This is a genomic window from Stenotrophomonas sp. ZAC14D2_NAIMI4_6, assembly GCF_003086875.1.
Taxonomy (GTDB): Bacteria; Pseudomonadota; Gammaproteobacteria; order Xanthomonadales; family Xanthomonadaceae; genus Stenotrophomonas.
Genome location: NZ_CP025996.1, coordinates 3,036,606 through 3,061,931 on the forward strand (window position 1 = coordinate 3,036,606; position 25,326 = coordinate 3,061,931).

At 68.4% G+C, this 25,326-nt stretch carries 24 protein-coding genes and 1 tRNA gene; 14 read left to right on the forward strand and 11 right to left on the reverse strand.

Annotated elements, in window-relative coordinates:
• Nucleotides 1–9: 9 nt before the first annotated feature.
• Complete coding sequence (gene arcD, locus C1933_RS14055; protein WP_108753751.1) at nucleotides 10–1,431, forward strand: arginine-ornithine antiporter; 1,422 nt, start codon at nucleotides 10–12, stop codon at nucleotides 1,429–1,431.
• A 162-nt stretch (nucleotides 1,432–1,593) separates the two neighbouring features.
• Here arcD and C1933_RS14060 read toward each other — a convergent pair.
• From C1933_RS14060 to C1933_RS14095, 8 genes are all read right to left on the reverse strand, one after another.
• Nucleotides 1,594–1,670: transfer RNA gene (locus C1933_RS14060), tRNA-Asn, on the reverse strand.
• 22 nt (nucleotides 1,671–1,692) lie between these two features.
• Entirely contained in the window at nucleotides 1,693–2,163 is a 471-nt protein-coding gene (gene rlmH, locus C1933_RS14065; protein WP_108753752.1) for a 23S rRNA (pseudouridine(1915)-N(3))-methyltransferase RlmH, read from the reverse strand.
• Between the two features lie 66 nt (nucleotides 2,164–2,229).
• Nucleotides 2,230–2,640, reverse strand: coding sequence for a ribosome silencing factor (gene rsfS, locus C1933_RS14070; protein ID WP_108750646.1), 411 nt, complete (start codon nucleotides 2,638–2,640; stop codon nucleotides 2,230–2,232).
• A gap of 58 nt (nucleotides 2,641–2,698) precedes the next feature.
• Nucleotides 2,699–3,364: a nicotinate-nucleotide adenylyltransferase gene (nadD, locus tag C1933_RS14075; RefSeq protein WP_108753753.1), complete on the reverse strand. Its 666-nt coding sequence runs from the start codon at nucleotides 3,362–3,364 to the stop codon at nucleotides 2,699–2,701.
• A gap of 3 nt (nucleotides 3,365–3,367) precedes the next feature.
• Nucleotides 3,368–4,405, reverse strand: coding sequence for a DNA polymerase III subunit delta (holA, locus tag C1933_RS14080; RefSeq protein ID WP_108753754.1), 1,038 nt, complete (start codon nucleotides 4,403–4,405; stop codon nucleotides 3,368–3,370).
• Between the two features lie 12 nt (nucleotides 4,406–4,417).
• Nucleotides 4,418–4,999 (reverse strand): LPS assembly lipoprotein LptE, encoded by a 582-nt coding sequence (gene lptE / locus C1933_RS14085; RefSeq protein ID WP_108753755.1) that lies wholly within the window; start codon nucleotides 4,997–4,999, stop codon nucleotides 4,418–4,420.
• Between the two features lie 138 nt (nucleotides 5,000–5,137).
• Complete coding sequence (gene leuS, locus C1933_RS14090) at nucleotides 5,138–7,780, reverse strand: leucine--tRNA ligase (RefSeq protein WP_108753756.1); 2,643 nt, start codon at nucleotides 7,778–7,780, stop codon at nucleotides 5,138–5,140.
• A gap of 82 nt (nucleotides 7,781–7,862) precedes the next feature.
• Nucleotides 7,863–8,462, reverse strand: a complete 600-nt coding sequence (locus C1933_RS14095; RefSeq protein ID WP_108753757.1) for a DUF998 domain-containing protein — start codon at nucleotides 8,460–8,462, stop codon at nucleotides 7,863–7,865.
• 141 nt (nucleotides 8,463–8,603) lie between these two features.
• Between C1933_RS14095 and trxA the strand changes: the two genes are divergently transcribed.
• The 3 genes from trxA to C1933_RS14110 all read left to right on the forward strand — a co-directional run bounded on the left by trxA (nucleotide 8,604) and on the right by C1933_RS14110 (nucleotide 12,883).
• Nucleotides 8,604–9,461: a thioredoxin gene (gene trxA, locus C1933_RS14100; protein ID WP_108753758.1), complete on the forward strand. Its 858-nt coding sequence runs from the start codon at nucleotides 8,604–8,606 to the stop codon at nucleotides 9,459–9,461.
• Between the two features lie 150 nt (nucleotides 9,462–9,611).
• On the forward strand, nucleotides 9,612–11,264 hold the full coding sequence (locus C1933_RS14105) for a FecR domain-containing protein (protein WP_234414530.1): 1,653 nt from the start codon (nucleotides 9,612–9,614) through the stop codon (nucleotides 11,262–11,264).
• Nucleotides 11,261–12,883: a CHASE2 domain-containing protein gene (locus tag C1933_RS14110; RefSeq protein WP_108753760.1), complete on the forward strand. Its 1,623-nt coding sequence runs from the start codon at nucleotides 11,261–11,263 to the stop codon at nucleotides 12,881–12,883. Before C1933_RS14105 ends, C1933_RS14110 begins: the two co-directional genes overlap by 4 nt.
• A 336-nt stretch (nucleotides 12,884–13,219) precedes the next feature.
• Here C1933_RS14110 and C1933_RS14115 read toward each other — a convergent pair whose 3' ends face one another.
• A complete protein-coding gene (locus C1933_RS14115; protein ID WP_234414531.1) occupies nucleotides 13,220–13,675 on the reverse strand; it encodes a transposase in 456 nt (151 codons plus the stop codon).
• A gap of 312 nt (nucleotides 13,676–13,987) precedes the next feature.
• Between C1933_RS14115 and C1933_RS14120 the strand changes: the two genes are divergently transcribed.
• The gene (locus C1933_RS14120) at nucleotides 13,988–14,446 is read left to right on the forward strand and encodes a DUF4442 domain-containing protein (protein ID WP_108753761.1); all 459 of its coding nucleotides are present in this window, start codon (nucleotides 13,988–13,990) and stop codon (nucleotides 14,444–14,446) included.
• Nucleotides 14,447–14,450: 4 nt separating this feature from the next.
• On the opposite strand, the gene C1933_RS14125 is transcribed toward C1933_RS14120, so the two are convergent.
• Complete coding sequence (locus C1933_RS14125) at nucleotides 14,451–15,728, reverse strand: hypothetical protein (RefSeq protein WP_108753762.1); 1,278 nt, start codon at nucleotides 15,726–15,728, stop codon at nucleotides 14,451–14,453.
• 74 nt (nucleotides 15,729–15,802) lie between these two features.
• On the opposite strand from C1933_RS14125, the gene C1933_RS14130 reads away from it, so the two are divergent.
• From C1933_RS14130 to C1933_RS14170, 9 genes are all read left to right on the forward strand, one after another.
• Nucleotides 15,803–16,486 (forward strand): DUF502 domain-containing protein, encoded by a 684-nt coding sequence (locus C1933_RS14130; RefSeq protein ID WP_108750658.1) that lies wholly within the window; start codon nucleotides 15,803–15,805, stop codon nucleotides 16,484–16,486.
• Complete coding sequence (locus C1933_RS14135) at nucleotides 16,483–17,280, forward strand: queuosine precursor transporter (protein ID WP_108753763.1); 798 nt, start codon at nucleotides 16,483–16,485, stop codon at nucleotides 17,278–17,280. The genes C1933_RS14130 and C1933_RS14135 overlap by 4 nt, the downstream gene beginning before the upstream one ends.
• Before the next feature lie 94 nt (nucleotides 17,281–17,374).
• On the forward strand, nucleotides 17,375–19,282 hold the full coding sequence (locus C1933_RS14140; RefSeq protein ID WP_108753764.1) for a DUF885 family protein: 1,908 nt from the start codon (nucleotides 17,375–17,377) through the stop codon (nucleotides 19,280–19,282).
• Complete coding sequence (locus C1933_RS14145; RefSeq protein WP_108753765.1) at nucleotides 19,279–19,680, forward strand: VOC family protein; 402 nt, start codon at nucleotides 19,279–19,281, stop codon at nucleotides 19,678–19,680. Before C1933_RS14140 ends, C1933_RS14145 begins: the two co-directional genes overlap by 4 nt.
• Before the next feature lie 556 nt (nucleotides 19,681–20,236).
• A complete protein-coding gene (locus C1933_RS14150; protein ID WP_108750662.1) occupies nucleotides 20,237–20,686 on the forward strand; it encodes a DUF2147 domain-containing protein in 450 nt (149 codons plus the stop codon).
• 102 nt (nucleotides 20,687–20,788) lie between these two features.
• Nucleotides 20,789–22,870, forward strand: coding sequence for a methionine--tRNA ligase (gene metG, locus C1933_RS14155; RefSeq protein ID WP_108753766.1), 2,082 nt, complete (start codon nucleotides 20,789–20,791; stop codon nucleotides 22,868–22,870).
• Between the two features lie 75 nt (nucleotides 22,871–22,945).
• Entirely contained in the window at nucleotides 22,946–23,536 is a 591-nt protein-coding gene (locus C1933_RS14160; RefSeq protein WP_108750664.1) for an HAD family hydrolase, read from the forward strand.
• 23 nt (nucleotides 23,537–23,559) lie between these two features.
• Nucleotides 23,560–23,973 (forward strand): Rnf electron transport complex subunit RnfB, encoded by a 414-nt coding sequence (gene rnfB, locus C1933_RS14165; protein WP_108753767.1) that lies wholly within the window; start codon nucleotides 23,560–23,562, stop codon nucleotides 23,971–23,973.
• Between the two features lie 488 nt (nucleotides 23,974–24,461).
• Nucleotides 24,462–24,821, forward strand: a complete 360-nt coding sequence (locus tag C1933_RS14170) for a hypothetical protein (protein ID WP_108753768.1) — start codon at nucleotides 24,462–24,464, stop codon at nucleotides 24,819–24,821.
• A 51-nt stretch (nucleotides 24,822–24,872) separates the two neighbouring features.
• Here the strand turns inward: C1933_RS14170 and C1933_RS14175 are convergent, their stop codons facing one another.
• Nucleotides 24,873–25,220 carry a RidA family protein gene (locus C1933_RS14175; RefSeq protein WP_108750666.1) on the reverse strand — a complete coding sequence of 116 codons (348 nt, stop codon included), beginning with the start codon at nucleotides 25,218–25,220 and terminating at the stop codon, nucleotides 24,873–24,875.
• Nucleotides 25,221–25,326 lie beyond the last annotated feature (106 nt).

Sequence of the window (25,326 nt, forward strand, 5' to 3'; positions counted from 1 at the left end):
CACGACCGCATGCCGTCTTCCACGCAACGCCTGGGCCTGGCCGCGCTGACCGCGCTTGTCGTCGGCTCGATGGTCGGTGCCGGCATTTTCTCGCTGCCACAGAACGTGGCCCGCAGCGCCGGGCCGGCCGCCGCGCTGATCGGCTGGGCCCTGAGCGGCGCCGGCATGCTGATGCTGGCCTTCGTGTTCCAGGCGCTGGCCAACCGTCGGCCCGACCTGGACACCGGCATCTACGCCTACGCGCGCGAGGGCTTCGGCAACTACATCGGCTTTTCCGCCGCGTGGGGCTACTGGGTGGCCTCGGTGCTGGGCAATGCCAGCTTCTTCGTGCTGATCTTCAGCGGCCTGGGCCACTTCCTGCCGGTGTTCGGCGAGGGCAATACGCCCGTGGCATTCGCTGCCTCGTCGCTGCTGCTGTGGACGGTGCACCTGCTGGTACTGCGGGGCCTGCGCACCGCCGCCATCATCAACGGCCTGGTGACCGTGGCCAAACTGGTCCCGATCGCGCTGTTTCTGGTGCTGGCCGCCGGGGCATTCCGCATGGATGTGTTCCGCGCCGACTTCTTCGGTACACCCGCGCTGGGCGATCTGGGCACGCAGCTGCGCGGCATGATGCTGGTGACGGTGTGGGTGTTCATCGGCATTGAAGGGGCCAGCATCTACTCGCGGCGTGCGGCCCGTCGCGCCGACGTCGGCCGCGCCACCGTGATCGGTTTCGTCGGGGTGTGGCTGCTGCTGGTGCTGGTCAGCCTGCTGTCGATGGGGGTGCTGTCGCAGGCCGAGCTGGCCGGCCTACCCAACCCCTCAATGGCGTACGTGCTGCGTGCCATCGTCGGCGAATGGGGCGCTACCGTGATCATCATCGGCTCGATCATTTCCGTGCTGGGCGCGCTGCTGGCCTGGGTGCTGCTGTGCGGTGAAGTGCTGTACGCAGCGGCCGGCGACGGCACCATGCCTGCCTTCCTGGGCCGCGAGAACGCGCGCGGCGTGCCGGCCAATGCGCTGTGGATGAGCAACGGCCTGATCCAGCTGTTCCTGCTGCTGGTGCTGTTCAATTCGGGCAGCTACACCAGCCTGGTGCTGCTGGCCGCGTCGATGAGCCTGGTGCCGTATTTCCTGTCGGCAGCCTTCGCCGTGCAGCTGGCCTGGCGTGGCCAGGCCTATGCCGGCGAAAGCGGTGTGCGCTGGCGCGACTTCGGCGTTGCGCTGCTGGCCAGCGCCTACGCATTGTGGCTGGTCTATGCCGGTGGCGTGGACAACCTGCTGCTGTCGGTGCTGCTGTATGTGCCCGGCGTGGTGCTGTTCGCGCTGACCCGGCGCCAGCATGGGCAGGCCGTGTTCACCCGCTGGGAAGCGGTGCTGTTCGGCGCGATCGTGGTGGTGGCGATCGCAACCCTGGTCGCATTCTGGCGCGGCGCGTTGACGTTGTAGAGTCGAGCCATGCTCGACTGCGCCACCGCCGTTGTAGAGTCGAGCCATGCTCGACTGGCTCTTGCATCGCGCGCACAGCAGTCGAGCAAGCTCGACTCTACGAAGTGCAGCCATCACGCACACAAAAAAAAACCTGCATCTCGCGATGCAGGTTTTCAAAGGTGGCGCCCGAAGTTGGACTCGAACCAACGACCCCCTGATTAACAGTCAAGTGCTCTAACCGGCTGAGCTATTCGGGCAGACGACTAGTATAACCACTCTTCACGCGCGATGGTAGGGGTGATTGGCAATCATTGCCGCAGCCCGATACAACTGCTCGGCCACCACCAGCCGTACCAGCATGTGCGGCAGGGTCAACGGGCCGATCGACCACTTCTCATCGGCCAGTGCGGACACTTCCGGCGAATGCCCTTCCGGGCCGCCGATCAGGAACGCCAGCTCCCTGCCCTGCCCGCGCCAGTGCTCCAGGCGCTGTGCCAGCTGTTCGGAACTGAGCTGGCGACCGGGCACATCCAGCGCCACCACGTAGGCGTTCTTCGGCAATGCCGCGATCACCCGCTTGCCTTCGTCTTCGGTGGCACGGCGCGCATCGCGACCCTTGCCACGCAGGCCGGGTTCGATTTCCACCAGTTCAAACGGCAACCAGTGCGAGAGCCGCTTCTGGTACTCGGCAAACCCTTGCGCCACCCAGCTGGGGGCACGTTCGCCGGTGGCGATCAGACGGGCTTTCATCAAACAGTCCTCCACAAACGTCGACGGCGCCATCGGCGCCGTCGAAGGGGTGCGTCAACGCGCGGCTCAGGCCACTTCGTCGTCGCTGGTCGGCGGCTGGTCGCCCACGGTCCACAGGCGCTCCAGCGCGTAGAACTCGCGCACGCGCGGCAGCATCACGTGCACGATCACGTCGCCCAGGTCCACCAGCACCCATTCGGCTTCGCGCTCGCCTTCCACGCCCAGCGGCATCACGTCGATCTTCTTGGCGAAGCGCACGACTTCATCGGCGATCGACTTCACATGGCGGGTGGACGTACCGGAGACGATGACCAGGTAGTCGGCGACGCTGGACTTGCCACGCACGTCGATCTCGACCGGGTCCTTGGCCTTCAGGTCTTCGGTGGCTTGGCGGACGCTGGCCAGCAGTTCCGGCACCGAAGGCGGCGGGCTGGGCAGTTCGACCTTGATGGTCTGGGGCTGGGTCTGGTTGCTCAAAACGGATCGACTCGATAAACGTGGGGGCGATTATACGGGCAAGGCGCGCCCGCGGCATTCACGGGGTGGCCGGCCGGTACAGGCCGTGGTCCACCACGTAATCGGCCACCGCCGGCGGCAGCAGGGCCCGCCACGGGCCGGTCGCGGCAATCTGCGCACGCACCGCGCTGGCCGATTCCGAGCGCAGCGGGTGGTGCAGGCGCAGCACCCGCCCGCCGGGGCTGGCGAACAGGGCCTGCTCGTTGTCGGCCCAGCGGCCATCCAGGGCCTGGCCCAGGGCGCCATCCACCGAATCCTGCAGCGGGCTGCCCGGGCGCTCGGCAACGATGAAGTGGGCCAGGTCGAACAGGGCCTGCCACTCGTGCCAGGCCGGCAGGGCCAGCAGGCTGTCGGCGCCAACCAGCCAGGCCAGCGGCCGGCTCGGGCCCAGCTCGGCGCGCAGTTCGCGCAGGGTGTCGACGGTGTAGGAAGGACGACCCGGGAAGCGCTTGGCCCGTTCCAGTTCGCGCCGGTCCAGCAGCAGGCCCGGCTCGTCGCCAATGGCCAGCGAAAGCATGCGGCAGCGCTGCTCGGCGGTGGCCCCCGGCGGCGCGCGGTGCGGCGGGTCGGCCGCCGGCAGCAGCCGCACCGCCACCTGCAGTTCGTCGCGTGCGGCGCGGGCGATCGCCAGATGCCCCAGGTGCACCGGATCGAAGGTGCCCCCGTAATAGATGCGCAGGCTCATGGCTCAGGCCCGGGCCAGCAGGCGCACGGCGCGGGCCTCGGCCACCGCCACCAGCAACCGCTCCAGCGCCAGCCAGGCATCGCCGTCGGCGCGCCCCTTGGCAATGCGATCCACCAGGCCGGCTTCGGCCACGAAACGTTCCCAGCGCTTGCCTTCCGGGTGGCGCTGCAACGCACGCTTGTAGGGCGCCTGGCGCGATTCCCAGATACCGCGCGACTTCATTTCCGCGGCCAGATTGCCGCCGCGCGCCTGCACCCGGGCCAGGCCGGCACCGGCCAGCAGTTCGCGGATGACCATCGGCATCAGCGCGGCCACCGCCTCGCCTTCGCCGCGCAGCCCGGCCAGCATGCGCAACACCGCCTGCGGCTGCCCGGAGAACGTGGCTTCCAGCAGACGGAACACGTCGTAGCGGGCGGCGTCGGCCACCAGCGATTCCATCCGTTCCACGTCCAGTGGCTGGCCGTCGGCCAGCAATGCCAGCTTGTCGATCTCCTGCGCGGCGGCCAGCAGATTGCCTTCCACGCGTTCGGCCAGGCGCTGCACCGCGGCGGGATCGGCGCGCAGGCCCTTGCCACGCAGGCGGCGCTCGATCCAGTCGGGCAGTTCGTGCGGCTTGATCGCCCAGGCCACCGACAGCACGCCGACGCGGTTCACCGCTTCGGCCCACTTGCCCTGGTGGGCCTTGCTCCATTCGTTGGCGGTGATCAGCAGCACCACGTCCGGCGCCGGGTTGGCGCAGAACTGGCTGATCACTTCGGCGCCGTCCTTGCCCGGCTTGCCGCTGGGCAGGCGCACCTCCACCAGGCGGCGGGCGCTGAACAGGCTGGGCGCATTGAAGCTGGCGTCGAGCTGGTTCCAGTCGAAGTCGCGGCCATCGGCATCGAACACTTCACGTTCGCCAATGCCGGCGGCACGCGCGCGTGCGCGCACGGCATCGGCCGCTTCCAGCACACGCAGGGTTTCCGGCCCGGCGATCAGGTACACCGGCGCCAGCGCGGTATCACCACCCTGGCTGGCCAACTGCTCCGGACGCAGTTCCATCGCTGCGCCGGCTCAGCGCTCGACCGGCGGTGCCGGCGTAGGCTGCACGTCCTGGGCCGCGGCCGGCTTTGGCGCTGCCAGGCTGCCGCCACGTTCCAGTTCGGCGCGCACCACGCTGTCGATGCGGCGGATGATGGACGCCGACATTTCCCGGCGCAGCTCATCGGCCAGGATCTCGCGTTCGGTGGTGGTGCCGGTGGCGTCGGTCGGCGGCGACACGTAATCGCGCGACAACTCGATCACCTGCTGCGGCACCAGTTCGCTGCCGTCTTCGCGGCGGAAGATGAAGATGACCGCATAGCGCAGGCTGTATTCCTGGGCACGGCCCTGCGCATCGATGGCGATGGGCAGATCGCCCCAGCGCTCGGACAGCACCTGCAGCTGGGTGCTCGGCCCGGTGCTTTCATCGTCGGCCAGCTTGGCCCCGGAGGCCAGCAGGCTGCGGTTGAGCAGCTTGACCAGTTCGCTGTAAGGCGCGGTGGAGACCACCTTCACTGGCGCCGTGTCGGTGGGCAGCATCAGCTTGTTGCGCAGATGGAAGCCACAGCCGGCAAGGCCGAGGGCAAGGACGAGGGCAAGCAGGATTCGGGTCATGGGAACAGTCTGGCGGAGCCGGGCGATCACGGCAACAGACAGCCTGCCCGATCACGCGTGAACGCAGGGCCATCGGCCGCTGACGCCGGCGTGGGGAACACGCACCGGCCGCCACACGGGCGGCCGGTGCCGGACACATCAGGCAGCGACGATGTTCACGATCTTGCCGGGCACGATGATGATCTTGCGCACCGTCAGGCCTTCCATGAACTTGGCCGCGTTCGGCTCGGCCTGTGCCAGCGTTTCGATATGGTCGCGCGCGGCATCGGCGGCAACCTCGATGGTGCCGCGCAGCTTGCCGTTCACCTGCACCGCCAGGGTGACCGCATCGCGCACCAGCGCACTGCTGTCGGCCTGCGGGAACGCCTGGTCTTCCAGCAGCGTTTCGCCGTGGCCCAGCACCTGCCACAGGGCATGGCTGGCGTGCGGGGTGATCGGGTTCAGCAGCAGCACCACGGCCTGCAGGGCTTCCTGGCGCACCGCACGGCCCTGCGCGCTGGCGTCGTCGAACTTGGCCAGTGCGTTCATCAGTTCCATCACCGCCGCGATGGCAGTGTTGAAGCTGTGGCGGCGGCCGTAGTCGTCACCGACCTTGCCGATGGTTTCGTGGGTCTTGCGGCGCAGCGCCTTCTGGTTGGCATCCAGCGCAGCCACGTCCAGGGCCGGTGCCACGCCCTCTTCGGCGTGCTTGTGCACCTGGGTCCACAGGCGGCGCAGGAAGCGGGCCATGCCATCCACGCCGGCCTCGTTCCATTCCAGCGACTGTTCCGGCGGCGCGGCGAACATCGAGAACAGGCGCACGGTGTCGGCTCCGTACTTGCCGACCATGGCCTGCGGGTCCACGCCGTTGTTCTTCGACTTGGACATCTTCTCGGTGCCACCCACCACCACCGGCTGGCCATCGGCCACCAGGGTGGCGCCGGTGATGCGGCCGCGCTCATCGCGCTGCACGTCCACGTCGGCCGGGTTGATCCAGTCCTTCGAGCCGTCCGGGTTCGGGCGGTAATAGGTTTCGGCGATCACCATGCCCTGGCACAACAGATTGCGCGCTGGTTCGTTGCTGTCCACCATGCGCGCGTCGCGCAGCAGCTTGTGGTAGAAGCGGAAGTACATCAGGTGCAGGATCGCGTGCTCGATGCCGCCGATGTACTGGTCCACCGGCAGCCAGTAGTTGCCGCGCTTGTCCACCGCATCACGCGCACCCGGCGAGGTGTAGCGGGCGTAGTACCAGCTCGATTCCATGAAGGTATCGAAGGTGTCGGTTTCGCGCTCGGCCGCGCCGCCGCAGTCCGGGCAGGTGGTCTTGCGCCATTCCGGGTCGGTCTTGATCGGCGAACCGGTACCCGAGAACGCCACGTCTTCGGGCAGCACCACCGGCAGCTGCTCTTCCGGCACCGGCACCGCGCCACACTTGTCGCAGTAGATGACCGGAATCGGGCAGCCCCAGTAACGCTGGCGGCTGACGCCCCAGTCGCGCAGGCGGTAGTTCACTCGGCGCTGGCCCTGGGCCTTGCGCTCGAACCGTTCGGCCAGGGCTTCAAAGGCGCCCTGGAAATCCAGGCCGTCGAACTCGGCCGAGTTGACCAGTTCGGTCTGCCGGCTCTTGTCGCTGTACCAGTCCTGCCAGCGGGTGGCGTCCCAGGTGCGCTCGTCGTCGTTGCGCGCATCCTTCAGCGCGATGACCTGCACGATCGGCAGGCCGTACTTGTTGGCCACCTCGTTGTCGCGCTGGTCGTGGCCGGGAACGGCCATCACCGCGCCGGTGCCGTAGCCCATCAGCACGAAATTGGCTACCCACACCGGCACCTGTTCGCCGGTGACCGGATGGATCGCGCGCAGGCCGGTATCCATGCCGCGCTTTTCCTGGGTTTCCAGTTCAGCTTCGGTCACGCCACCCTGCTTCAGCTCGGCCAGCAGCGCGGCCAGTGCCGGGTTGCTCTTGGCCGCATGCAGGGCCAGCGGGTGTTCGGCGGCGATCGACACGAAGGTCACGCCCATCACGGTGTCCGGACGGGTGGTGAACACGCGCAGCGGGTCCAGCGCGCTGCCATCGGCATCGCGCACGTCGAACTGGATTTCCAGGCCTTCGGAACGGCCGATCCAGTTGCGCTGCATGGTCTTGACCGATTCCGGCCAGCCGTCCAGTTCATCCAGGCCGTCCAGCAGTTCCTGGGCGTAATCGGTGATGCGCAGGAACCACTGCGGGATCTCGCGCTTTTCCACCAGCGCGCCCGAACGCCAGCCGCGGCCGTCGATCACCTGCTCGTTGGCCAGCACGGTCTGGTCCACCGGGTCCCAGTTCACCACTGAGTTGCGGCGGTAGGCCAGGCCCTTGCGCATCAGGCGGGTGAACATGCGCTGCTCGTGGACGTAGTAGTCCGGGCGGCAGGTGGCGAACTCGCGCGACCAGTCGATGGCATAGCCCAGCGATTTCAGCTGGCTGCGCATGTGGTCGATGTTCTTGTAGGTCCACGCCGCCGGCGCGGTCTTGTTCTTGATGGCCGCGTTTTCCGCCGGCAGGCCGAACGCGTCCCAGCCCATCGGCTGCAGCACGTTGTGGCCGGTCATGCGCTTGTAGCGGCTGATCACGTCGCCAATGGTGTAGTTGCGCACGTGGCCCATGTGCAGCGCACCGGACGGGTACGGAAGCATCGACAGGCAGTAGTACTTCGGCTTGTCCGAGGTCTCGCTGACCTCGAAGGCACGGGTGGCGTCCCAGTACTGCTGGGCGGCGGATTCAACCTGCTGCGGGTCGTAGGCGATGGGTTCAGCGCTGGTCATGGAACACGCGGATGCGGCGGCAAAGCGGTACAGCGTACCGCAGTGCGGCAAACGTCTCCAATCCCGCCCATCGCGGGCAGTCTCAGCGCCCCCGCGACAGGGGCAGTGCCAGCGCCAGCCAGACCGCCCAGCAGGCAAACGCCAGGCGCTGCGCGAACGGCGCCGGCAGCACCCCCTGCAGGCCAAAGGCGGCTACCGCCGCGGCGATGCCGACCACCAGCGCCAGCACGCCCGGCGCCCGTGCACCGGGGTCACGCAGGCGGCTGGCCCCCAGCATGCAGGTGCCGGCCACGAACCCCAGCACCCAGACCATCCAGGCGCTGGCGTGCAACTGGCTGGCGCCGCCATGCAGATCCTCCAGGTCCAGCGGCAGCACGCCCATGGCCGCGAAGGCCAGCCCGGCCAGCAGCAGCATCTGGCTGCCCACCCGGCCCGCCCAGCCTTCGGTGGCCGGCAGCCGCCGGCGCAGGCGCTCGGCCACCACCATCGCCAGCATGCCCGGCGCCACGAAGCCCAGCAGGTTGAACGCCCAGGCATGCGGCACCCCGTGCGCGCCAAGCAGGGCGACCGGGTGCACCGCCTGCGCATAGCCGGCCAGGCCGACGCCGAAGCCGACCACCGCGGCAACGAACAGCAGCGCGGCGCACAGCCCCAGCCAACGATCAATCCGGACCCACGACATGGTGCCTACCCGTACGACAGAAGAAGCACCCATTGTCGCGGCCGGCACGCGGGGCGCCAAGCCAAGACGTGAGGAAAGGGTTGAGACCGTCATCGATCGACACCATAGAATCGGTCTCCTGTTGCCGAACGATGTGCCCCCATGACCGAGACGACCTACGTATTCGACGCCACGACCGCGACCTTCGAGGCCGAAGTCCTGCAGAAGTCGCTGCAGACGCCGGTGCTGGTCGATTTCTGGGCCACCTGGTGCGGCCCGTGCAAGACCCTGGGGCCGATGCTGGAAAAGCTGGCCGCCGAGTACAACGGCGCCTTCGAGCTGGCCAAGGTGGACGTGGATGCCGAGCAGCAGATCGCCGCGGCCTTCCAGATCCGCTCGGTGCCCACTGTGTTCCTGGTCAAGGGCGGCCAGCTGGTGGACGGCTTCCCGGGTGCCATTCCGGAAGGCCAGCTGCGCGAATTCCTGGCCCAGCACGGCATCGTGCCGGCCGACGTGGGCGATACCAGCAGCGAAGAAGAGGCACCGCTGGACCCGCAGGGCCAGGTGGACGTGCTGCGCGCGCAGATCGCCGCCGAGCCGGACAAGGACGAACTGAAGCTGGACCTGGCGTTGGCCCTGCTGCAGATCGGCGGGGTGGACGAAGCAGGCAAGCTGATCGATGCCCTGCCGGCCAACCTGGCCACCGATGACCGCGCCGTGCGTGGCCGCGCCCGCCTGGCCTTCGCCACCGCACTGAAGGATGCGCCGGCCGCCGATGCGCTGGACGCGCGCATTGCCGCCGATGGCAAGGACCTGCAGGCGCGCCATCTGCGCGGCGTGCAGCTGCTGCTGGGCGGCCACGACGAAGCGGCGCTGGAACAGTTCCTGGAAATGCTGCGCATCGACCGCAGCTATGACGACAACCTGCCGCGCCGCACGCTGATAGACGCCTTCAACGTCATCGCCGACGAGGACCTGGTGGGCCGCTACCGTCGCAAGATGGCGTCGCTGCTGTTCTGAGGCCGCTGTTTTCGTTCAGGATTCGAGTCACACGCCGGGCAATAATGTGATGCCGGCCGCACTTTTGCGCGACCGGCATCCATTCCGGGGGGAATAAGTCAGGGCCATGGGGTCTGCACGCTGGCCCCCGCATTGCCGGGACTGCATGCCGTGACCGTTGGGATCTCGTCTGTCGTTGTGCGCGTGTTCGCCGCGCTGCTTGCCGCCGCCACCCTGCTGCCCGCCAGCGCAGCCGCGCAGGATTGGACCTACCGGGTGCGCCCCGGTGACACCCTGTGGGACCTGGGCGGCGTGTATCTGAAACCCAGCGTGCCCTGGCAGCAGTTGCAGCAGCACAACCGCATCGACAACCCCTACCGCCTGCCCCCGGGCCAGCCGCTGCGCTTCCCGATCGGCTGGCTGCGCGTGGAGCCGGCGCCGGCGCGGGTACTGGCCGTGCGCGGCCCGGTGCAGCTGGCCGCCGGCACTGGCGCCGCCACCCGCGCACTGCAGGCCGGTGAGAACCTGCATATCGGCGATGTGGTGCAGACCGGCGCCGATGCCAGCCTGACCCTGGAATTCGCCGATGCCTCGCGCCTGCAGCTGCGCGAGCATTCGCGGCTGCGGCTGGACCAGCTCAGCCGCTACGGCCGTACCGGCATGGTCGACACCCGCATGCGCCTGCAGCAGGGCCGTGCCAGCAACCGCGTCACCCCCGCACGCGGCCCGGCCTCGCGCTACATCATCGATGCACCCACCGCGACCAGCAGCGTGCGCGGCACCGTGTTCCGGGTCAGCGCTGGCCAGGCCGGACAGCCGGCGGCCACCGAAGTGCTGGAAGGCAAGGTGCAGGTCGGCAATCAGCGCGGCCAGCAACTGGTACGCCCCGGCCAGGCCAGCATGGCGCCGGATCTGGATGCGGCACCGATGGCGGCGTCGGCACTGCTGCCCGCCCCGTCCTTGGCTGCAGAAACGTTGCAGCGCCCCGGTCTGCCGTTGCAGCTGCACTGGCAGCCGGTGGACGGCGCCGACCACTACCGCATTGAAGTGGTGCAGGCGGCGATGGCCGAGATCCTGCTGTTCGCCACGACCACGGCAGACACACGATTGACCATTGCCGCGCTGCCGCCCGGCCAACACCGCCTGCTGCTGCGCGCCGTCGATGCGCAGGGCGTGGAAGGCCTGGATGCCAGCGCCGACTTCAGTCTGGACGACCAGCCGCCACCGCCGCTGACGGTCGCGCCGCTGCACGGACAGGACATCAACAGCGACCGCCCGCGATTCCGCTGGACCCGGGCCCCGGGCGCGCAGGCCAGCGTGCTGCAGATCGCCAGTGAACCGCAGTTCCTGTCGCCCCTGCAGGAGCAGGCCACCACCGGCACCGATCTGCGCCTGCGCCAGCCGCTGCCGCCGGGCCAGTATTTCTGGCGCGTGGCCTCGCGCGACGGCCAGGGCCGGCAAGGGCCATACGGGGACGCGCTGCCCCTGCAGCTGACCGACCTGCCGGTGGACCCGGCCCTGCAGCCGCCGGAAGCGGACGGCAAGGCGCTGACCCTGCGCTGGCAACCGGGCAGCGCGGGCCAGACCTACCGCGTGCAGGTTTCCCGCAACGGTGCATTCGAGGCACCATGGCTGGACCAGACCGTCGAGCAGCCCCAGGTGAGTTTCAAGCGCCCTTGGCACGGCACCCTGCACGTGCGCGTGCAGTACATCGATGATGACGGCCACGCCGGCCCGTTCTCGCCCGCGCAGCAGGTCAGCCTGCCGTGCCGGCTGTGCTACGGCGCCGGCGGCGGGGCCGCCCTGCTCTGGCTGCTGCTGTGAGGCGCTCGCCGCTGCCCTGGTCGCGGCGGTTGATGCTGGCCGTGCTGGCCTTCGTGGCCACCGCCGTGGCCAGCCACGGGCAGTGGCTGTGGCGGCAGGATGAAGCGGCCTACGACCTGATGGTCGGCGACTGGACCTATCGGCCCGACCCCAGCGTGCTGGTGGTGGCCATCGACGAGGACAGTCTGGCGCGCATCGGCCAATGGCCGTGGCCGCGTTCGGTGCACGCGCGCCTGTTGGACCGCCTGACCGATGCCGGTGCCGAACGCGTGGCGCTGGACCTGATGCTGACCGAGCCCGACCGCCGCGACAACCGCCAGGATGCCGAGCTGGCCGCCGCCATCCGCCGCAATGGTCGCGTGGTGCTGCCGGTGCTGGCGGCACCCGCCGCCGGCGACCGCATGGCTGAAGAGCTGCTGCCCATTCCGCTCATTGCCGACAGCGCTGCAGCGCTGGGCCACAGCGACGTGGAAGTGGATGGCGACGGCGTGGCCCGCGGGGTTTACCTGCATGCCGGCATCGGCCAACCGCATTGGCCGGCGCTGGGGCTGGCCCTGGCCGACCTGCCGGTGCAGGCCGCGCGCGGGCTGCCCGACCCCGATCCGGCGCTGGAATCGCCGTACCAGTGGCGCCGCGATGACTACGTGCGCGTGCGCTACGCCGGCCCGCCGGAGCAGTTGCCGCAGGTGTCCTATGCCGATGTACTGGACGGCCAGGTGGATGCCGCCCTGCTGCGCGACCGCCGCATCGTGGTCGGCATGACCGCCAGTGGCATTGCCCCGCGGCTGCTGACCCCGACCACGCGCGAGTACTGGATGAGCGGCAGCGAATACCAGGCCAACATCGCCTCGATGCTGCTGCAGGGCAAGCAGATCCAGGTGGTTCCGCCGCTGGTGCAGGACCTGCTGGCCGGTCTGCTGGCCGCGCTGTGCGTGCTGCTGCTGGGCCTGCGCCTGCCCTGGCTGGCCGCCCTGTGTTCGCTACCGATGGGCCTGGCCACCAGCTGGCTGCTGTTGCGCACGGCCAGCCTGTGGTGGGCCCCAGCCGCAGCCACTTTCGGCATCCTGATGGTGCTGCTGGTATGGGCGGTCTGGCGCATTTCCGCCTGGCACCGCCAGGCCAACCGCGATGCCCTGACCGGGCTGGGCAACCGCCTGCGCTTCGAACAATCGCTTCAACAGGAATGCGACGCCGCACGGCGCAGTGGCAAACCGCTCAGCCTGGTGCTGATCGACGTGGACCATTTCAAGCGGCACAACGACCGCCATGGCCACCAGCTGGGCGACCGCGTGCTGCGCGACGTGGCCGCGCTGATCGCCGCCCATGCGCGACGACCGCGCGACATGGCCGCCCGTTACGGCGGCGACGAATTCGCAATGGTGCTGCCCGACACACCGGGCAGCGGCGCACGCCAGGTGATCGAAGACCTGATTGCCGACGTACGCGCCCTGCCCGCGCCGGCAGCGGGCGACGACAGCCGCATCACCCTCACCATCGGCGTCTATACGCGGGTGCCGGACAGCCAGCTGCACCCGCACCATTTCGTCGAAGGCGCCGACGCCGCCCTTTACCGCGCCAAGGCCAACGGCCGCGACGGCTACGCCATGGACGGCGCCTGACCCCACCCCCGCCCGACGTTCGTAGCGTCGAGCTTGCTCGACTGCCCTTCGCATCACGCCCGTAGAGTCGAGCTTGCTCGACTGCTCTGCGCGCGATCCCCGTAGAGTCGAGCTTGCTCGACTGCTCTGCGCGCGATGCCGGCGATAAACAGTCGAGCAAGCTCGACGCTACGAAAGCGGCCAGCGGCACCACACGCGGCCGCCCGTTCGATGCGCTCCGTGCAATGCCCGCAACATTTGCCGACACGGCGGCCCTGCGCGCGATCCCCGTAGAGTCGAGCTTGCTCGACTGCTCTGCGCGCGATGCCGGCGATAAACAGTCGAGCAAGCTCGACTCTACGAAAGCGGCCAGCGGCACCACGCGTGGGGGTAATGCCCCAGCGCGCTTGCCAGCCCCGCCCGGACCGGATTGCCCATGACATACATGGCCTGCTGGCGTACATCGCGCTCGTTCCGGATCCAGTGCTCGTAGTAGCCACGCTGCCACACCGCTGCGCCGAACCCAGAAGTATGCGCATTGAGCGCAATCGCAGCGCGCGACTTCAGCGACTGCACACAACGCCCCAATGTCCCGCTCCGCAACTGGATGACCCAATGGAAGTGGTCAGGCATGACCACCCAGGCACAGGAGCGCGTGAACCCCAGACAGTCGCTGTTTCGGAATGCCTCTTCCAGCAAGGCCGCGCAGGCAGGATCTGCGAACAGGCGCCACCGCCCCGCCACTACGCTGGTGATGACATAGAACTGACCGATGGCGGAGCTGCGATGTCGCAGGAGTGCTTGGCTGGGCATGACCCAGCTTGACCGGGGTGCCGAGCTGTTGATGTCGGGCGATCCTGATTCTGCCGTCCGTAGAGTCGAGCTTGCTCGACTGTCTTTTCCCGACAGGGGCCGTCGAGCAAGCTCGACGCTACCAATGCGGGATCAAAAGCCGTCGAGCAAGCTCGACGCTACCAAAGCGGGGTCAAAGGCAACGCCGCGGAGCGGGTGCGATGCCACGAAAGCAGGAGGACGCGCAACAGACGGCCATCCGGCAAGTCCCGGGGTTCAACATACGGTGGCGAATGGTTAGACTCGAGGCCTCGCCCCCTGCCCCGCACCCGCATGAAAGCCAGCACCTTCCGTCTCGGCATCAACCTGTGGCCGCCGTTCCTGTTCACCGGCATCCATGTCACCCGCATCACCGCCGACTACCGGCAGATCGACGTCGAGCTGCGCATGCGCCCGTGGAACCGTAACTACGTGGGCACCCACTTCGGCGGCAGCCTGTTCGCCATGACCGACCCGTTCTGGATGCTGGGCCTGCTGCATACGCTGGGCCGCGACTACTACGTCTGGGACCGCGCCGGTGCCATCGAATTCCTCAAGCCCGGTCGCGGCACCGTGCGCACCCACTTCCACATCGATGACGCGGTGCTGGACGAACTGCGCGCCGAGGCGGCCGGCGGCGAGAAAGTGCTGCGCTGGTTCAGCAACGACGTGGTCGATGCATCCGGCGAGGTCGTCGCGCGCGTGCGCAAGCAGGTCTACGTGCGCCTGAAGCCGCAGGCACGCGGCGGCTGACCCGCTACAGCGGCACCGACAGCATGGTCGTCAGCTCGCCGGTCGCATCGCGCTGGCGGCGCGGCACCTGCAGGTGGCGGCCATCGGCCGACAGCGTGGGCACCCGGCTGGGCGAACGCCATTGCGCCGGCAGCCGTGCCAGCGCCTGTGCCGGGGCATCGGGCTGCCGCCGCAGCCATCGCTGCGCGCCCAGCAGGCGCACCAGCGCCGCGCTGTCCTGGCTGCGCGCGGCGTAGTCCTGATACGCCGGGCCGCTGATGCTGGCCAACGTGCAGCCGATCCAATTGGCCAAGCAGCGGACGTCCCACGGCTGTTCCCAGCTGCGCTGCGCCGGCGCGTCCTCGGCCAAGGTGCGTTCGGCAGCAGCACCGCAGGCCCAGGCGAAGTTCTGCGCGATGCGCGCGCGGGTCTGGCTGCGGTCCAGCATCAGCACGTTGGCGCCCTGCCGCAGCGACGCATCGATGGCCCGTTCGTTCAGTGCGAACTCGCCCTGCATCGCGCGGCACAGGCTCTGTTCGTCGCTCGCCAGCGGCCGCAGCGCCGTTTCGCAGACCGCTGGCAGCGCGTGGTCAGCCGGCAGTTCCACCAGCATGTCGGCCAGCAACTGCGCGTTCACCTGCACGCTCGCGGCGCCGATCATGCTGTCCAGCAGCGTGCCGCCACGGTGCATCAGGCGCCTGCCCAGCTGCAGCGAGCGACAACTGCCGGCCAACGCTGCCGCCGTATCGCCCTGCACGAAAGCCAGCGCATGTGCGCTGGTGCCCTCCATCAGCAGCTGATAGCGCGGCACCGGCATCAGCAGCGGGTCATCCAGCCCCGGGAACGGGGAATCGAAACGATCGAAGTCGGCCAGCTGTAGCTGGCGCGCATGCAGGCCGCCGTGGCCGGCATGGCCATCGATGAAGCGCTGCGGATCGGCGCGCACCCGCGCCAGGCAATCCGGCACACGGGACCCACAGGTGACTCCCACCTGCGCCTTCACCTGCGGTTGGGTGCCTTCCAGCAGGGAATCGGTCATGCCCGGCTCCGGCCCGGCCCGCCACCGCGCTACGTCCTTCAGCAAGGCCTGCTCGCGCTGCGCCGCATCCAGATCGTCGAACGGCAGCGTCCACAGCAGGGCAAAGCCGTTGCGCCCGGGCAGGGGCTGCACATCTTCCAGCAGGCGCACCTGCGCGCGCTGCTCGGCCGACAGCGGCCAGAACCGCGCCGCCAGCCACACCGCCACCAGCAGCCCCAGCAGGGCCAGCAGGCTCCAACCGATTCCGCGCAGAATCCTCAACACAGCATCCCTGCCCTGTAGCCCGCCGTCGTGATCGGGCAGCGTAATCGACAGGCTGCGACCGCTACAATGCGCGCATGTCGCTCGAAGCCCCCGCCCTGGTTCCCCGCCCCTCCCTGCAGCGCCTGTTCCTGACCGGCCTGCTGACCCTGTTGCCGATCTGGCTGACCTGGGTCGTGGTGAAGTTCGTGTTCGTGCTGCTGTCGGGCATTTCCAGCCCGCTGGTGGTGCCGCTGTCCGAACAGATCGCCACCAACTTTCCGCACTACCTGGGCTGGGTACGCGCCGAATGGATCCAGAACACCATCGCCCTGCTGGCCACCCTGCTGGTGATCCTGGCGGTGGGCGTGGCCAGCCGGCGCGTGGTCGGCCAGCGCCTGCTGCGCTGGGTGGGCGCGGTGATCAAGCGCATTCCGCTGGCCAGCATCATCTACGACAGTGCCAAGAAGCTGCTGGACATGCTGCAGACCGAACCGGGCAGCACCCAGCGCGTGGTGCTGATCGACTTCCCGCACCGTGACATGAAATCGGTCGGCCTGGTCACCCGGGTCATCAAGGAACAGGGCAGCGACCGTGAACTGGCCGCGGTATACGTGCCGACCACGCCGAACCCGACCTCGGGCTACCTGGAAATCGTGCCGGTGGAACTGCTGACCCCAACCGACTGGACCGTGGACCAGGCGATGAGCTTCATCATCTCCGGCGGTGCGGTGGCCCCGGCCAGCGTGCCGTTCACCCGCGCCGGCGAACGCGCCGAGTGAGCGAGCCGGCGCAGCCCACGCCGCATGCGCGGCCACTGCAGGACCGCGCGGTCCTGCTGTTCATCGTGCTGGCCACGTTCTTCTGCGGCAACGCGGTGCTGGCCGAACTGATCGGGGTGAAGATCTTCGCGCTGGAAGACACGCTGGGCATCAACCCGCTGAACTGGAACCTGTTCGGCCAGACCGGCTCGCTCAGTTTCACCGCCGGTACGCTGCTGTGGCCGGTGGTGTTCATCATGACCGACACCATCAACGAGTTCTTCGGCAAGCGCGGCGTGCGCTTCATCTCGTGGCTGGCGGTGGTGCTGATCGCCTACGGCTTCCTGTTTGCCTTTGCCGCCATCTCGCTGGCCCCGGCCAGCTGGTGGGTCACCTCGATGAACGCCCATGGCGTGCCGGACTACCAGGCCGCCTTCGCGGCGGTGTTCGGCCAGGGCATGTGGACCATTGCCGGCTCGCTGGTGGCCTTCCTGGTTGGCCAGCTGATCGACGTGGCCGTGTTCCACCGCATCCGCCGGGCCACCGGCGAACGCCATGTGTGGCTGCGCGCCACCGGCTCCACGGCGGTGTCGCAGCTGGTGGACAGCTTCGTGGTCATCTGGATCGCCTTCGTGCTGGGCCCGCAGCATTGGCCCACGTCGTTGTTCCTGGCGGTCAGCAGCGTCAACTACGTCTACAAGATGGGCTTTGCGATCGCCCTCATTCCCCTGCTGTACCTGATGCGCCGCGCCATCACCCGCTACCTGGGGCCGCAGCGCGCGGCCGATCTGCGTGCCGCCGCCGCGGCTGACTGAATACCCAGCGCCGGCAAACTGACTGCGGCTGCACGCTGGCCGTACGCGCGCGGATCGTGCAAGCTCCACGGTCTGTGTTCCACGGAAGCTCCTGATGCCGTATTCCCCCCGCGTCCTGGCCGCCGCCATCGCTGCGTTGTTCCTGTTCAGTGCCGTACCGTCGGCCGAAGCAGCGAAGAAGAAGGCCAGCCGCCCCGCCGCCGCGCAGAGCCGCCAGGCCGCAAAGCCCAAAGCCAAGCCTCGCGCCGCCCCACGCCGCGCCGCGCCGCGCCCCACCGCCCCGGCCCGCGCCGTGCCGCGCGCCGTGCAGCTGGAGCGCCTGTACGACGAATACTGGGATGCCTCGATGCGGTTGAACCCGCTGCAGGCCACTTTCCAGGGCGAAACCCGCTACAACGACCAGCTGCCCAACATCCTGTCGGCCGCCTGGCGCCAGCAATCGCACGATTTCACCGTGGAATGGCTGGGCAAAGTTGAAAAGGTCGGCAGTGACGGCCTGCAGGGCCAGGACCTGCTCAGCTACCAGATCTTCGTGCGCGACGCGCGCGCCACGCTGGACGCAGAACGCTACCCCAGCTGGATGATGCCGATCAGCCAGTACTATAACATCGGCAGCATCATGGCGATCCTCGGTGCCGGTGCCGGCGCCCAGCCCTTCAACACCGTGCAGGACTACGACACCTGGTCGCGCCGTTCGCTGGGCATTCCCCCGCTGTTCGACCAGGCCATCGACAACATGCGCCAGGGCATGAAGGCCGGCGTGGTGCAGCCGCGCGACCTGATGGAAAAGGTACTGCCGCAGCTGGATGCGGTGATCAAGCCGACCGCAGAGGAAAGCATCTTCTGGTCGCCCATCCGCACCATGCCCGACAGCATTGCCGCCGAAGACAAGGCGCGCATCAGCGCCGAGTACAAGCGCATGATCGAACTGCGCATCATGCCGGCCTACCGCGCACTGCGTGGCTTCATCGCCACCGAATACCTGCCGGCCACCCGCGAAAGCACCGGCCTGGGCGCGCTGCCCGATGGCCAGGCCTGGTACGCCAACCTGATCGTGCAGACCACCGCCAGCGACCAGACCGCCGCGCAGCTGCATGCCCTGGGCGAACAGCGCGTGCAGGAACTGCAGGCGCAGATCGCCGCGGTGATGAAGGAAAACAAACTGCGTGGTTCGCAGGCCAAGCTGCTGAAGAGCATGCGCAGCGACCGCCAGTTCCAGTACGTGAACGCCGACGACCTGCTGAACCGCTACCGCCAGGTGCAGCAGCAGGTGTCCGCGCGCCTGCCGCAGGTGCTGGACACGCTGCCCAAGGCCGGGCTGGAGATCCGCGCGGTCGATCCGGAACGCGCCCTGGCTGCCGCCGCAGCCGCCTACCAGCCTTCGCCGGCCGGACAGCCGGGCGTGCTGTACGTGAACACCCGCGACCTGCCCAGCCGCAAGCGCTGGAGCGTGCCGGTGCAGTACCTGCACGAAGCCATTCCCGGCCACCACGTGCAGCTGGGCCTGCAGCAGGAACTGGCCAAGCTGCCGCGCTTCCGCCGCCAGGGCGGCGATGTGGCCTTCGTTGAAGGCTGGGGCCTGTATGCCGAAACCCTGGGCGATGAGCTGGGCGCCTACAACGATCCCTACGACCGCATCGGCTACCTGTACTCGCGCCTGCTGCGCGCCACCCGCGTGGTGGCCGACACCGGCGTGCACGCGCAGGGCTGGAGCAAGCAGCAGGCGGTCAGCTACCTGCAGAAGAATGCAGACATGAGCGCCGACGATGCCAGCGCCGAAGTGGAGCGGATCATGGCCCAGCCCGGCCAGGCCCTGTCCAACGTGGCCGGCCTGACCACCATCGTCGCCCTGCGTGACAAGGCCCGCGCGCAGCAGGGCGCAGCGTTCGACCTGCGCCGCTTCCATGCCGAACTGCTGAAGGACGGCTCGATGCCGCTGGATGTATTGAGCCGCAAGATGGACCGCTGGATGGCCCAGCCCGCCGCAGCGGCCACGCCATGAGCGGGGCCGACGCACTGCTGGGCATCCACCATGCGGCGCTGATCTGCAGCGACTACGCGCGCTCGAAGGAGTTCTACGTGCGCGTGCTGGGCCTGCGCGTGCTGGCGGAAAACCACCGCCCCGCGCGCGATTCATGGAAGCTGGACCTGGCCCTGCCCGACGGTGGGCAGCTGGAACTGTTCTCGTTCCCCGCACCGCCGCCGCGGCCCAGCCGGCCCGAAGCACAGGGCCTGCGCCACCTGGCTTTCCGGGTGGCCGCACTGGACCCGTTCATCCAGCGCCTGGCCGACCACGGCGTGGCCTGCGAACCGATCCGCGTGGACGAATACACCGGCGCCCGCTTCACCTTCTTCGCCGACCCCGACGGCCTGCCACTGGAACTGTACGAAGTCGTCTGAGCCGGGGTCGGATCCCTTTCCACAGGAAAGGGCTCTGACCCCATCCACGCGATTCCCGATGGGGTGGGATCCCGTTGCGCAGCAACGGGATCCCACCCCGTGCGACCCACAGCCGCGTGAACCTGTCGAAGGCGGGGCACTGTGGGTTTGCGGGGTGTGAGCCGCATGGATGCGGCGACCAAGGCTACATGGACGTACTTGCGCCGTCCCCGCAAACCCACAGTGCCCCGCCATCCCCCGGAATGCCGCTCTTGATCTTGCTTCGGCTTCGGCTTCGGCTTCGGCTTCGGCTTCGGCCTCGGCCTCGGCCTCGGCAGGTGCAGGGCGCAGCCCTGCTCTGAGCCCATGCACGCGATCCCCAAGGGGGTCAGAGCCCGTTGCGCAGCAACGGGATCCGACCCCGTGCCGACCAAGGTCGACATCTACCTTTCGGCTTCGGCCTCTGCGGGTGCAGGGCGCAGCCCTGCAAAGCCCTCCCTCTTCCCCATACCCACCCGAATGGGTATACAGTCGCCCTGTACCGGCATCGTGCCGGAATGAACCCTGGGAGGGGACCATGCGCAAGACCTTCAAGACCCTGCTGCTGGCACTGCCGCTGTGCCTGGCCGCGCTCTCGGCGCAGGCCGCCGACAGTGCCGCCGGCCGCTGGAAGACCATCGACGACAAGACCGGCAAGGTGAAGTCGATCGTCGAGATCACCCAGGCCGCCAACGGCACGCTGTCTGGCAAGGTGGTCGACATCCTGCATTCGGACAAGGGCCCCAACCCGGTCTGCGATGGCTGCGAAGGCGCCAACAAGAACAAGCCGGTGAAGGGCATGACCATCCTGTGGAACCTGTCGCAGGACAAGGGCAGCCACAGCAAGTGGTCCGGCGGCACCATCCTGGACCCGGCCAACGGCAAGACCTACAAGTCCAAGATCGAACTGCAGCCCGGCGGCGGCAAGCTGGACGTGTCCGGCTGCATCGCGTTCATCTGCCGCGCGCAGACCTGGGTGCGCGAGTAATCCGCCCCACCCCGCGCAGCACCCCGTGACCCGGCCCCGGCCGGGTCACGACGTTGCGGGCGTGCGATAATCTGCGGTTCCCCTCGGCTGCACCCCGCGACCATGACCCGTACCGCGCTCGTCACCACCGCCCTGCCCTACGCCAACGGCCCGCTGCACCTGGGCCATCTGGTCGGCTACATCCAGGCTGACATCTGGGTGCGCGCGCGGCGAATGAGCGGCGGTACCGCCTGGTTCGTCTGCGCCGACGACACCCATGGCACGCCGATCATGCTGGCCGCCGAGAAGGCCGGGGTTACCCCGGAAACCTTCATCGCCAACATCCAGGCCAGCCACGAACGTGACTTCGCCGCCTTCGGCGTGGCCTTCGATCACTACGATTCGACCAACTCGGCGGCCAACAAGGCGCTGACCGAACAGTTCTACCTGAAGCTGGAAGCGGCCGGCCACATCAGCCGCCGCTCGGTGGCGCAGTTCTACGACCCGGCCAAGGGCATGTTCCTGCCCGACCGCTACGTAAAGGGCATCTGCCCCAACTGCGGCAGCGCCGACCAGTACGGCGACAACTGCGAAGTGTGCGGCGCCACCTACGCGCCCACCGACCTGAAGGAACCGCGTTCGGTCATTTCCGGGGCCACCCCGGAGATGCGCGATTCGGAACACTTCTTCTTCGAGGTCGGCCACTTCGATGCGTTCCTGCGCGAATGGCTGGCCGGCGACGTCGCCCTGCCGGGCGTGAAGGCCAAGCTGGGTGAGTGGCTGAACGCCGAAGGCGGCCTGCGCGCATGGGACATCTCGCGTGATGCACCGTACTTCGGTTTCCAGATTCCCGGCCAGCCGGGCAAGTACTTCTACGTCTGGCTGGATGCGCCGATCGGCTATCTGTCCAGCTTCCAGACCCTGTGCGGCAAGCTGGGCGAAGACTTCGACGCGCACCTGCGCGCCGGCACCAGCACCGAACTGCACCACTTCATCGGCAAGGACATCGTCAACTTCCACGGCCTGTTCTGGCCGGCGGTGCTGCATGGCACCGGCCACCGCGCGCCCACCCGCCTGCACGTGAACGGTTACCTGACCGTGGACGGCGCCAAGATGAGCAAGTCGCGCGGCACCTTCGTGATGGCACGCACCTTCCTGGACGCCGGCCTGGAACCGGAAGCACTGCGCTATTACTACGCAGCCAAGACCAGCGGCGGCGTGGACGACCTGGACCTGAACCTGGGCGACTTCATCGCCCGCGTGAATGCCGATCTGGTTGGCAAGTTCGTCAACCTGGCCAGCCGCTGCGCCGGCTTCATCAGCAAGCGCTTCGACGGCCTGCTGGCCACCCAGCTGCCCGATGCGGCGCAGTACCAGCGTTTCGTCGATGGCCTGGCGCCGATCCGCGAAGCCTACGAGCGCAACGACCCGGCCGCGGCCATCCGCCTGACCATGGCCCTGGCCGACGAAGCCAACCGCTACATCGACGATGTGAAGCCCTGGGTGATCGCCAAGCAGGAAGGCGCCGACGCGCAGCTGCAGGCGGTCTGCAGCCAGGGCCTGAACCTGTTCCGCGTGCTGGTGACCGCGCTGAAGCCGGTGCTGCCGACCACCGCCGCCCAGGCCGAAGCGTTCCTGGCCGCACCGGTCAACGACTGGACCGCGCTGGCACAGCCGCTGCTGGGCCACCGCATTGCCGAGTACACCCCGCTGTTCACCCGTATCGACCCGAAGAAGATTGACGCCATGATCGACGCCTCCAAGGACACCCTGCAGCCGGCCGCCGCTGCCGCCCCCGCCGCCAAGCCCGAGGCCGCCAAGCCGGCCGCCCCGGCCCCGGCCAAGGACGAAGCCAAGAGCGCCGACGCGCCGGCCTACATCGGCATCGATGATTTCGCCAAGCTCGACCTGCGCATCGGCAAGGTGCTGGTGTGCGAATTCGTGGAAGGCTCGGACAAGCTGCTGCGCTTCGAGCTGGACGCCGGCGACCTGGGCAAGCGCCAGATCTTCTCCGGCATCCGCGCCAGCTACGGCGAACCGGAAGCGCTGGTCGGCCGCAGCGTGGTGTTCATTGCCAACCTGGCCCCGCGCAAGATGCGCTTCGGCCTGAGCGAAGGCATGATCCTGTCGGCCGGTTTCGACGGCGGCGCGCTGGCACTGCTGGACGCCGACAGCGGCGCGCAGCCGGGCATGCCGGTCCGCTGATGCACCCCGGGCGCGGCCCACGCCGCGCCCGACCCGCACACCGCCACGGAAGGCACCGCCATGGGAGAGAGCAGGATGGAGCTGGCGCTGTTCGATTTCGACCACACCATCACCACCTGCGATACCTATGGCCGCTTCGTGCGCCGCGTGGCCACGCCGGAACAGCTGGCCCGTGCGTGGTGGAAGGTGGGCCCATGGTTGCTGGCCTACCGCCTGCGCATCATTTCCGCCGAGCGCATCCGCGCGCGCGTAACCCGCCTGACCTTCAGCGAACGCCACGCCGATGACATCGCCACGCTGGCCGCCGGCTTCGCCCGCGAGGTACTGCCCGAGGTGATGCGGCCGGAAATGCTGGAACAGATTCGCTGGCACAAGGAACAGCAGCACACCGTGGTGGTGGTGTCCGGCTCGCTCGATCTGTATCTGCGGCCATGGTGCGAACAGTGGGGCCTGCAGTTGATCTGCAACCGGCTGGAAAGCCAGGACGGCCGCTTGACCGGACGCTACGCCGACGGTGACTGTGGCCCGCGCAAGGTCGACCACATCCGCCGCCGTTTCGACCTGTCGCGCTATGTGCGCATCCACGCCTACGGCGACAGCTACGAAGACCGCCCCATGCTGGCCCTCGCCCACGAGCGCTGGTACCGCGGCAAGCCCCTGAAATAACCAACGCGCAGCCTTCGCCACGCATGAGCCTGATCCCGCCCCTGACCGAACGCCTGGACCGCCTGCTGCCGCAGACCCAATGTGGCCAATGCGGCTTTGATGGCTGCCGCCCGTACGCGCAGGCCATGGCCCGTGGCGAAGCCGGCGTGGACCGCTGCCCGCCCGGCGGCGATGCCGGGGCACGTGCATTGGCGCAGGTGCTGGGCGTACCGGCGCTGCCGTTCGACCGCACGCGCGGCGCGCACAAGGCACCGCAGGTGGCGGTGATCGTGGAAGCGGACTGCATCGGCTGCACCAAATGCATCCAGGCCTGCCCGGTGGATGCCATCGTCGGCGGCGCCAAGTACATGCACACCGTCATTGCCGACCTGTGCACCGGCTGCGAGCTGTGCATTCCGCCGTGCCCGGTGGACTGCATCGATCTGCAGCTGCTGTAAGGGGTCAGAGCCCTTTTCGTAGAAAAGGGCTCTGACCCCATTCCGCGAAGCTAGTCGCAATCGACCCACACCGCCGCGCCCCACGCCCGCGCAAGCACGACACTTGTCGCAGATTGCCCGCTCGGTCGAGGCGCTTGCGGCGCAGCGGCATGGCAACCATCAACCCGATGCAACACTGCCGCAAGCGTCCTGCTGCGAAGTGGAATGCAACGATTCTGATGGGCATTCGGCCGCAGCACGGCTATAGATGGCGTGCCACTGATAACGAGTGGCCGGGTCTCGAAAACCCGTTTGTCGAACGTTGTTTGCGCTTGCCAGCCGGCGTCACCTTGCGTGGCGCCAGCTGGCAATCCGTCTGCCGGCTATGGCGGGCGGAGCGTGGGGGTCTTCGCGCCCACCGGTTTCGTCTTGCGTCCCGGTTTTCGAGCCACGTCTCCGTCCGCCACCCTCACGTGGCGGCTACCGAATGCCTTGCACGGAGCACTGCCATGAAGACACCGGACATTTCCCACCTGCACGCGCGCACTGCGCCCGCCCCTGCCGATGCGGTAGACACCTGCAACCCCAACACCCTGGCGGCGACCCTGCGCGCCATCGGCCACGGCAGCGCCGCCGATGGCCAACCCTGGCCCGAGCACGCCCAACAACCGGGCCGGCAACGCGCCCTGGCCGACGCCGACTGCGCCCTGGCCGGGCTGCGCGTGGTGCAGGAAATCATGCTGGCCGCCGAACGCACCCGTCAGAACGGCGACGTGCAGGAACACGTCGGCGACCGCGTAATGGAAGGCCTGATGCTGGCCTGTATCGGCCTGTGCGCGCAGGCCAGTGCGCAGCTGCAGCCACGCTAGTTGAAGGGGTCAGAGCCCTTTCCTGCGGAAAGGGATCTGACCCCAGCAGGATTACGGCACCGCCGCCGTGATCACGATCTCGACCTTCCACTCGGCGTGCGCCAGCTTGGCCTCGAACGTGGCGCGGGCCGGGGTTGCGCCTTCAACCACCCACTCGTCCCATGCCTTGTTCATGCCGTCGAAATCGGCGATGTCGGCCAGGAACACTTCCGCACGCAGCACGTGCTGGCGGTCGCTGGCCACCAGCGCCAGCAGCTTGTCGATCTCGGCCAGCACCTGCCGGGTCTGCCCGGTGATGTCCTGGCTGGTGTCTTCCGGAATCTGGCCGGAAAGGTAGGCGACCTTGTTGTGCACGGTCATTTCGGACATACGCGGTCCGACGTCGTAACGCTCCATCATGGGCGTGGCTCCTGCGGGTGGACAGACCTGCATTCTCACCCACCCGGCGTGCGAAGTGTGTGCCCGCCGCGGCCACTGCATCCGGCCAGCCTGCGCACAGTCCGGC

What these genes read in the sequence shown, in the direction of transcription:
- arcD (WP_108753751.1), top strand. Translation starts at nt 10, where the DNA reads ATGCCGTCTTCCACGCAACGCCTGGGCCTGGCCGCGCTGACCGCGCTT.
- rlmH (WP_108753752.1), bottom strand. Translation starts at nt 2,163, where the DNA reads ATGAAAGCCCGTCTGATCGCCACCGGCGAACGTGCCCCCAGCTGGGTG.
- nadD (WP_108753753.1), bottom strand. Translation starts at nt 3,364, where the DNA reads ATGAGCCTGCGCATCTATTACGGGGGCACCTTCGATCCGGTGCACCTG.
- holA (WP_108753754.1), bottom strand. Translation starts at nt 4,405, where the DNA reads ATGGAACTGCGTCCGGAGCAGTTGGCCAGCCAGGGTGGTGATACCGCG.
- lptE (WP_108753755.1), bottom strand. Translation starts at nt 4,999, where the DNA reads ATGACCCGAATCCTGCTTGCCCTCGTCCTTGCCCTCGGCCTTGCCGGC.
- leuS (WP_108753756.1), bottom strand. Translation starts at nt 7,780, where the DNA reads ATGACCAGCGCTGAACCCATCGCCTACGACCCGCAGCAGGTTGAATCC.
- C1933_RS14095 (WP_108753757.1), bottom strand. Translation starts at nt 8,462, where the DNA reads ATGTCGTGGGTCCGGATTGATCGTTGGCTGGGGCTGTGCGCCGCGCTG.
- trxA (WP_108753758.1), top strand. Translation starts at nt 8,604, where the DNA reads ATGACCGAGACGACCTACGTATTCGACGCCACGACCGCGACCTTCGAG.
- C1933_RS14115 (WP_234414531.1), bottom strand. Translation starts at nt 13,675, where the DNA reads ATGCCCAGCCAAGCACTCCTGCGACATCGCAGCTCCGCCATCGGTCAG.
- C1933_RS14120 (WP_108753761.1), top strand. Translation starts at nt 13,988, where the DNA reads ATGAAAGCCAGCACCTTCCGTCTCGGCATCAACCTGTGGCCGCCGTTC.
- C1933_RS14130 (WP_108750658.1), top strand. Translation starts at nt 15,803, where the DNA reads ATGTCGCTCGAAGCCCCCGCCCTGGTTCCCCGCCCCTCCCTGCAGCGC.
- C1933_RS14140 (WP_108753764.1), top strand. Translation starts at nt 17,375, where the DNA reads ATGCCGTATTCCCCCCGCGTCCTGGCCGCCGCCATCGCTGCGTTGTTC.
- C1933_RS14145 (WP_108753765.1), top strand. Translation starts at nt 19,279, where the DNA reads ATGAGCGGGGCCGACGCACTGCTGGGCATCCACCATGCGGCGCTGATC.
- C1933_RS14150 (WP_108750662.1), top strand. Translation starts at nt 20,237, where the DNA reads ATGCGCAAGACCTTCAAGACCCTGCTGCTGGCACTGCCGCTGTGCCTG.
- metG (WP_108753766.1), top strand. Translation starts at nt 20,789, where the DNA reads ATGACCCGTACCGCGCTCGTCACCACCGCCCTGCCCTACGCCAACGGC.
- C1933_RS14160 (WP_108750664.1), top strand. Translation starts at nt 22,946, where the DNA reads ATGGAGCTGGCGCTGTTCGATTTCGACCACACCATCACCACCTGCGAT.
- rnfB (WP_108753767.1), top strand. Translation starts at nt 23,560, where the DNA reads ATGAGCCTGATCCCGCCCCTGACCGAACGCCTGGACCGCCTGCTGCCG.
- C1933_RS14170 (WP_108753768.1), top strand. Translation starts at nt 24,462, where the DNA reads ATGAAGACACCGGACATTTCCCACCTGCACGCGCGCACTGCGCCCGCC.
- C1933_RS14175 (WP_108750666.1), bottom strand. Translation starts at nt 25,220, where the DNA reads ATGATGGAGCGTTACGACGTCGGACCGCGTATGTCCGAAATGACCGTG.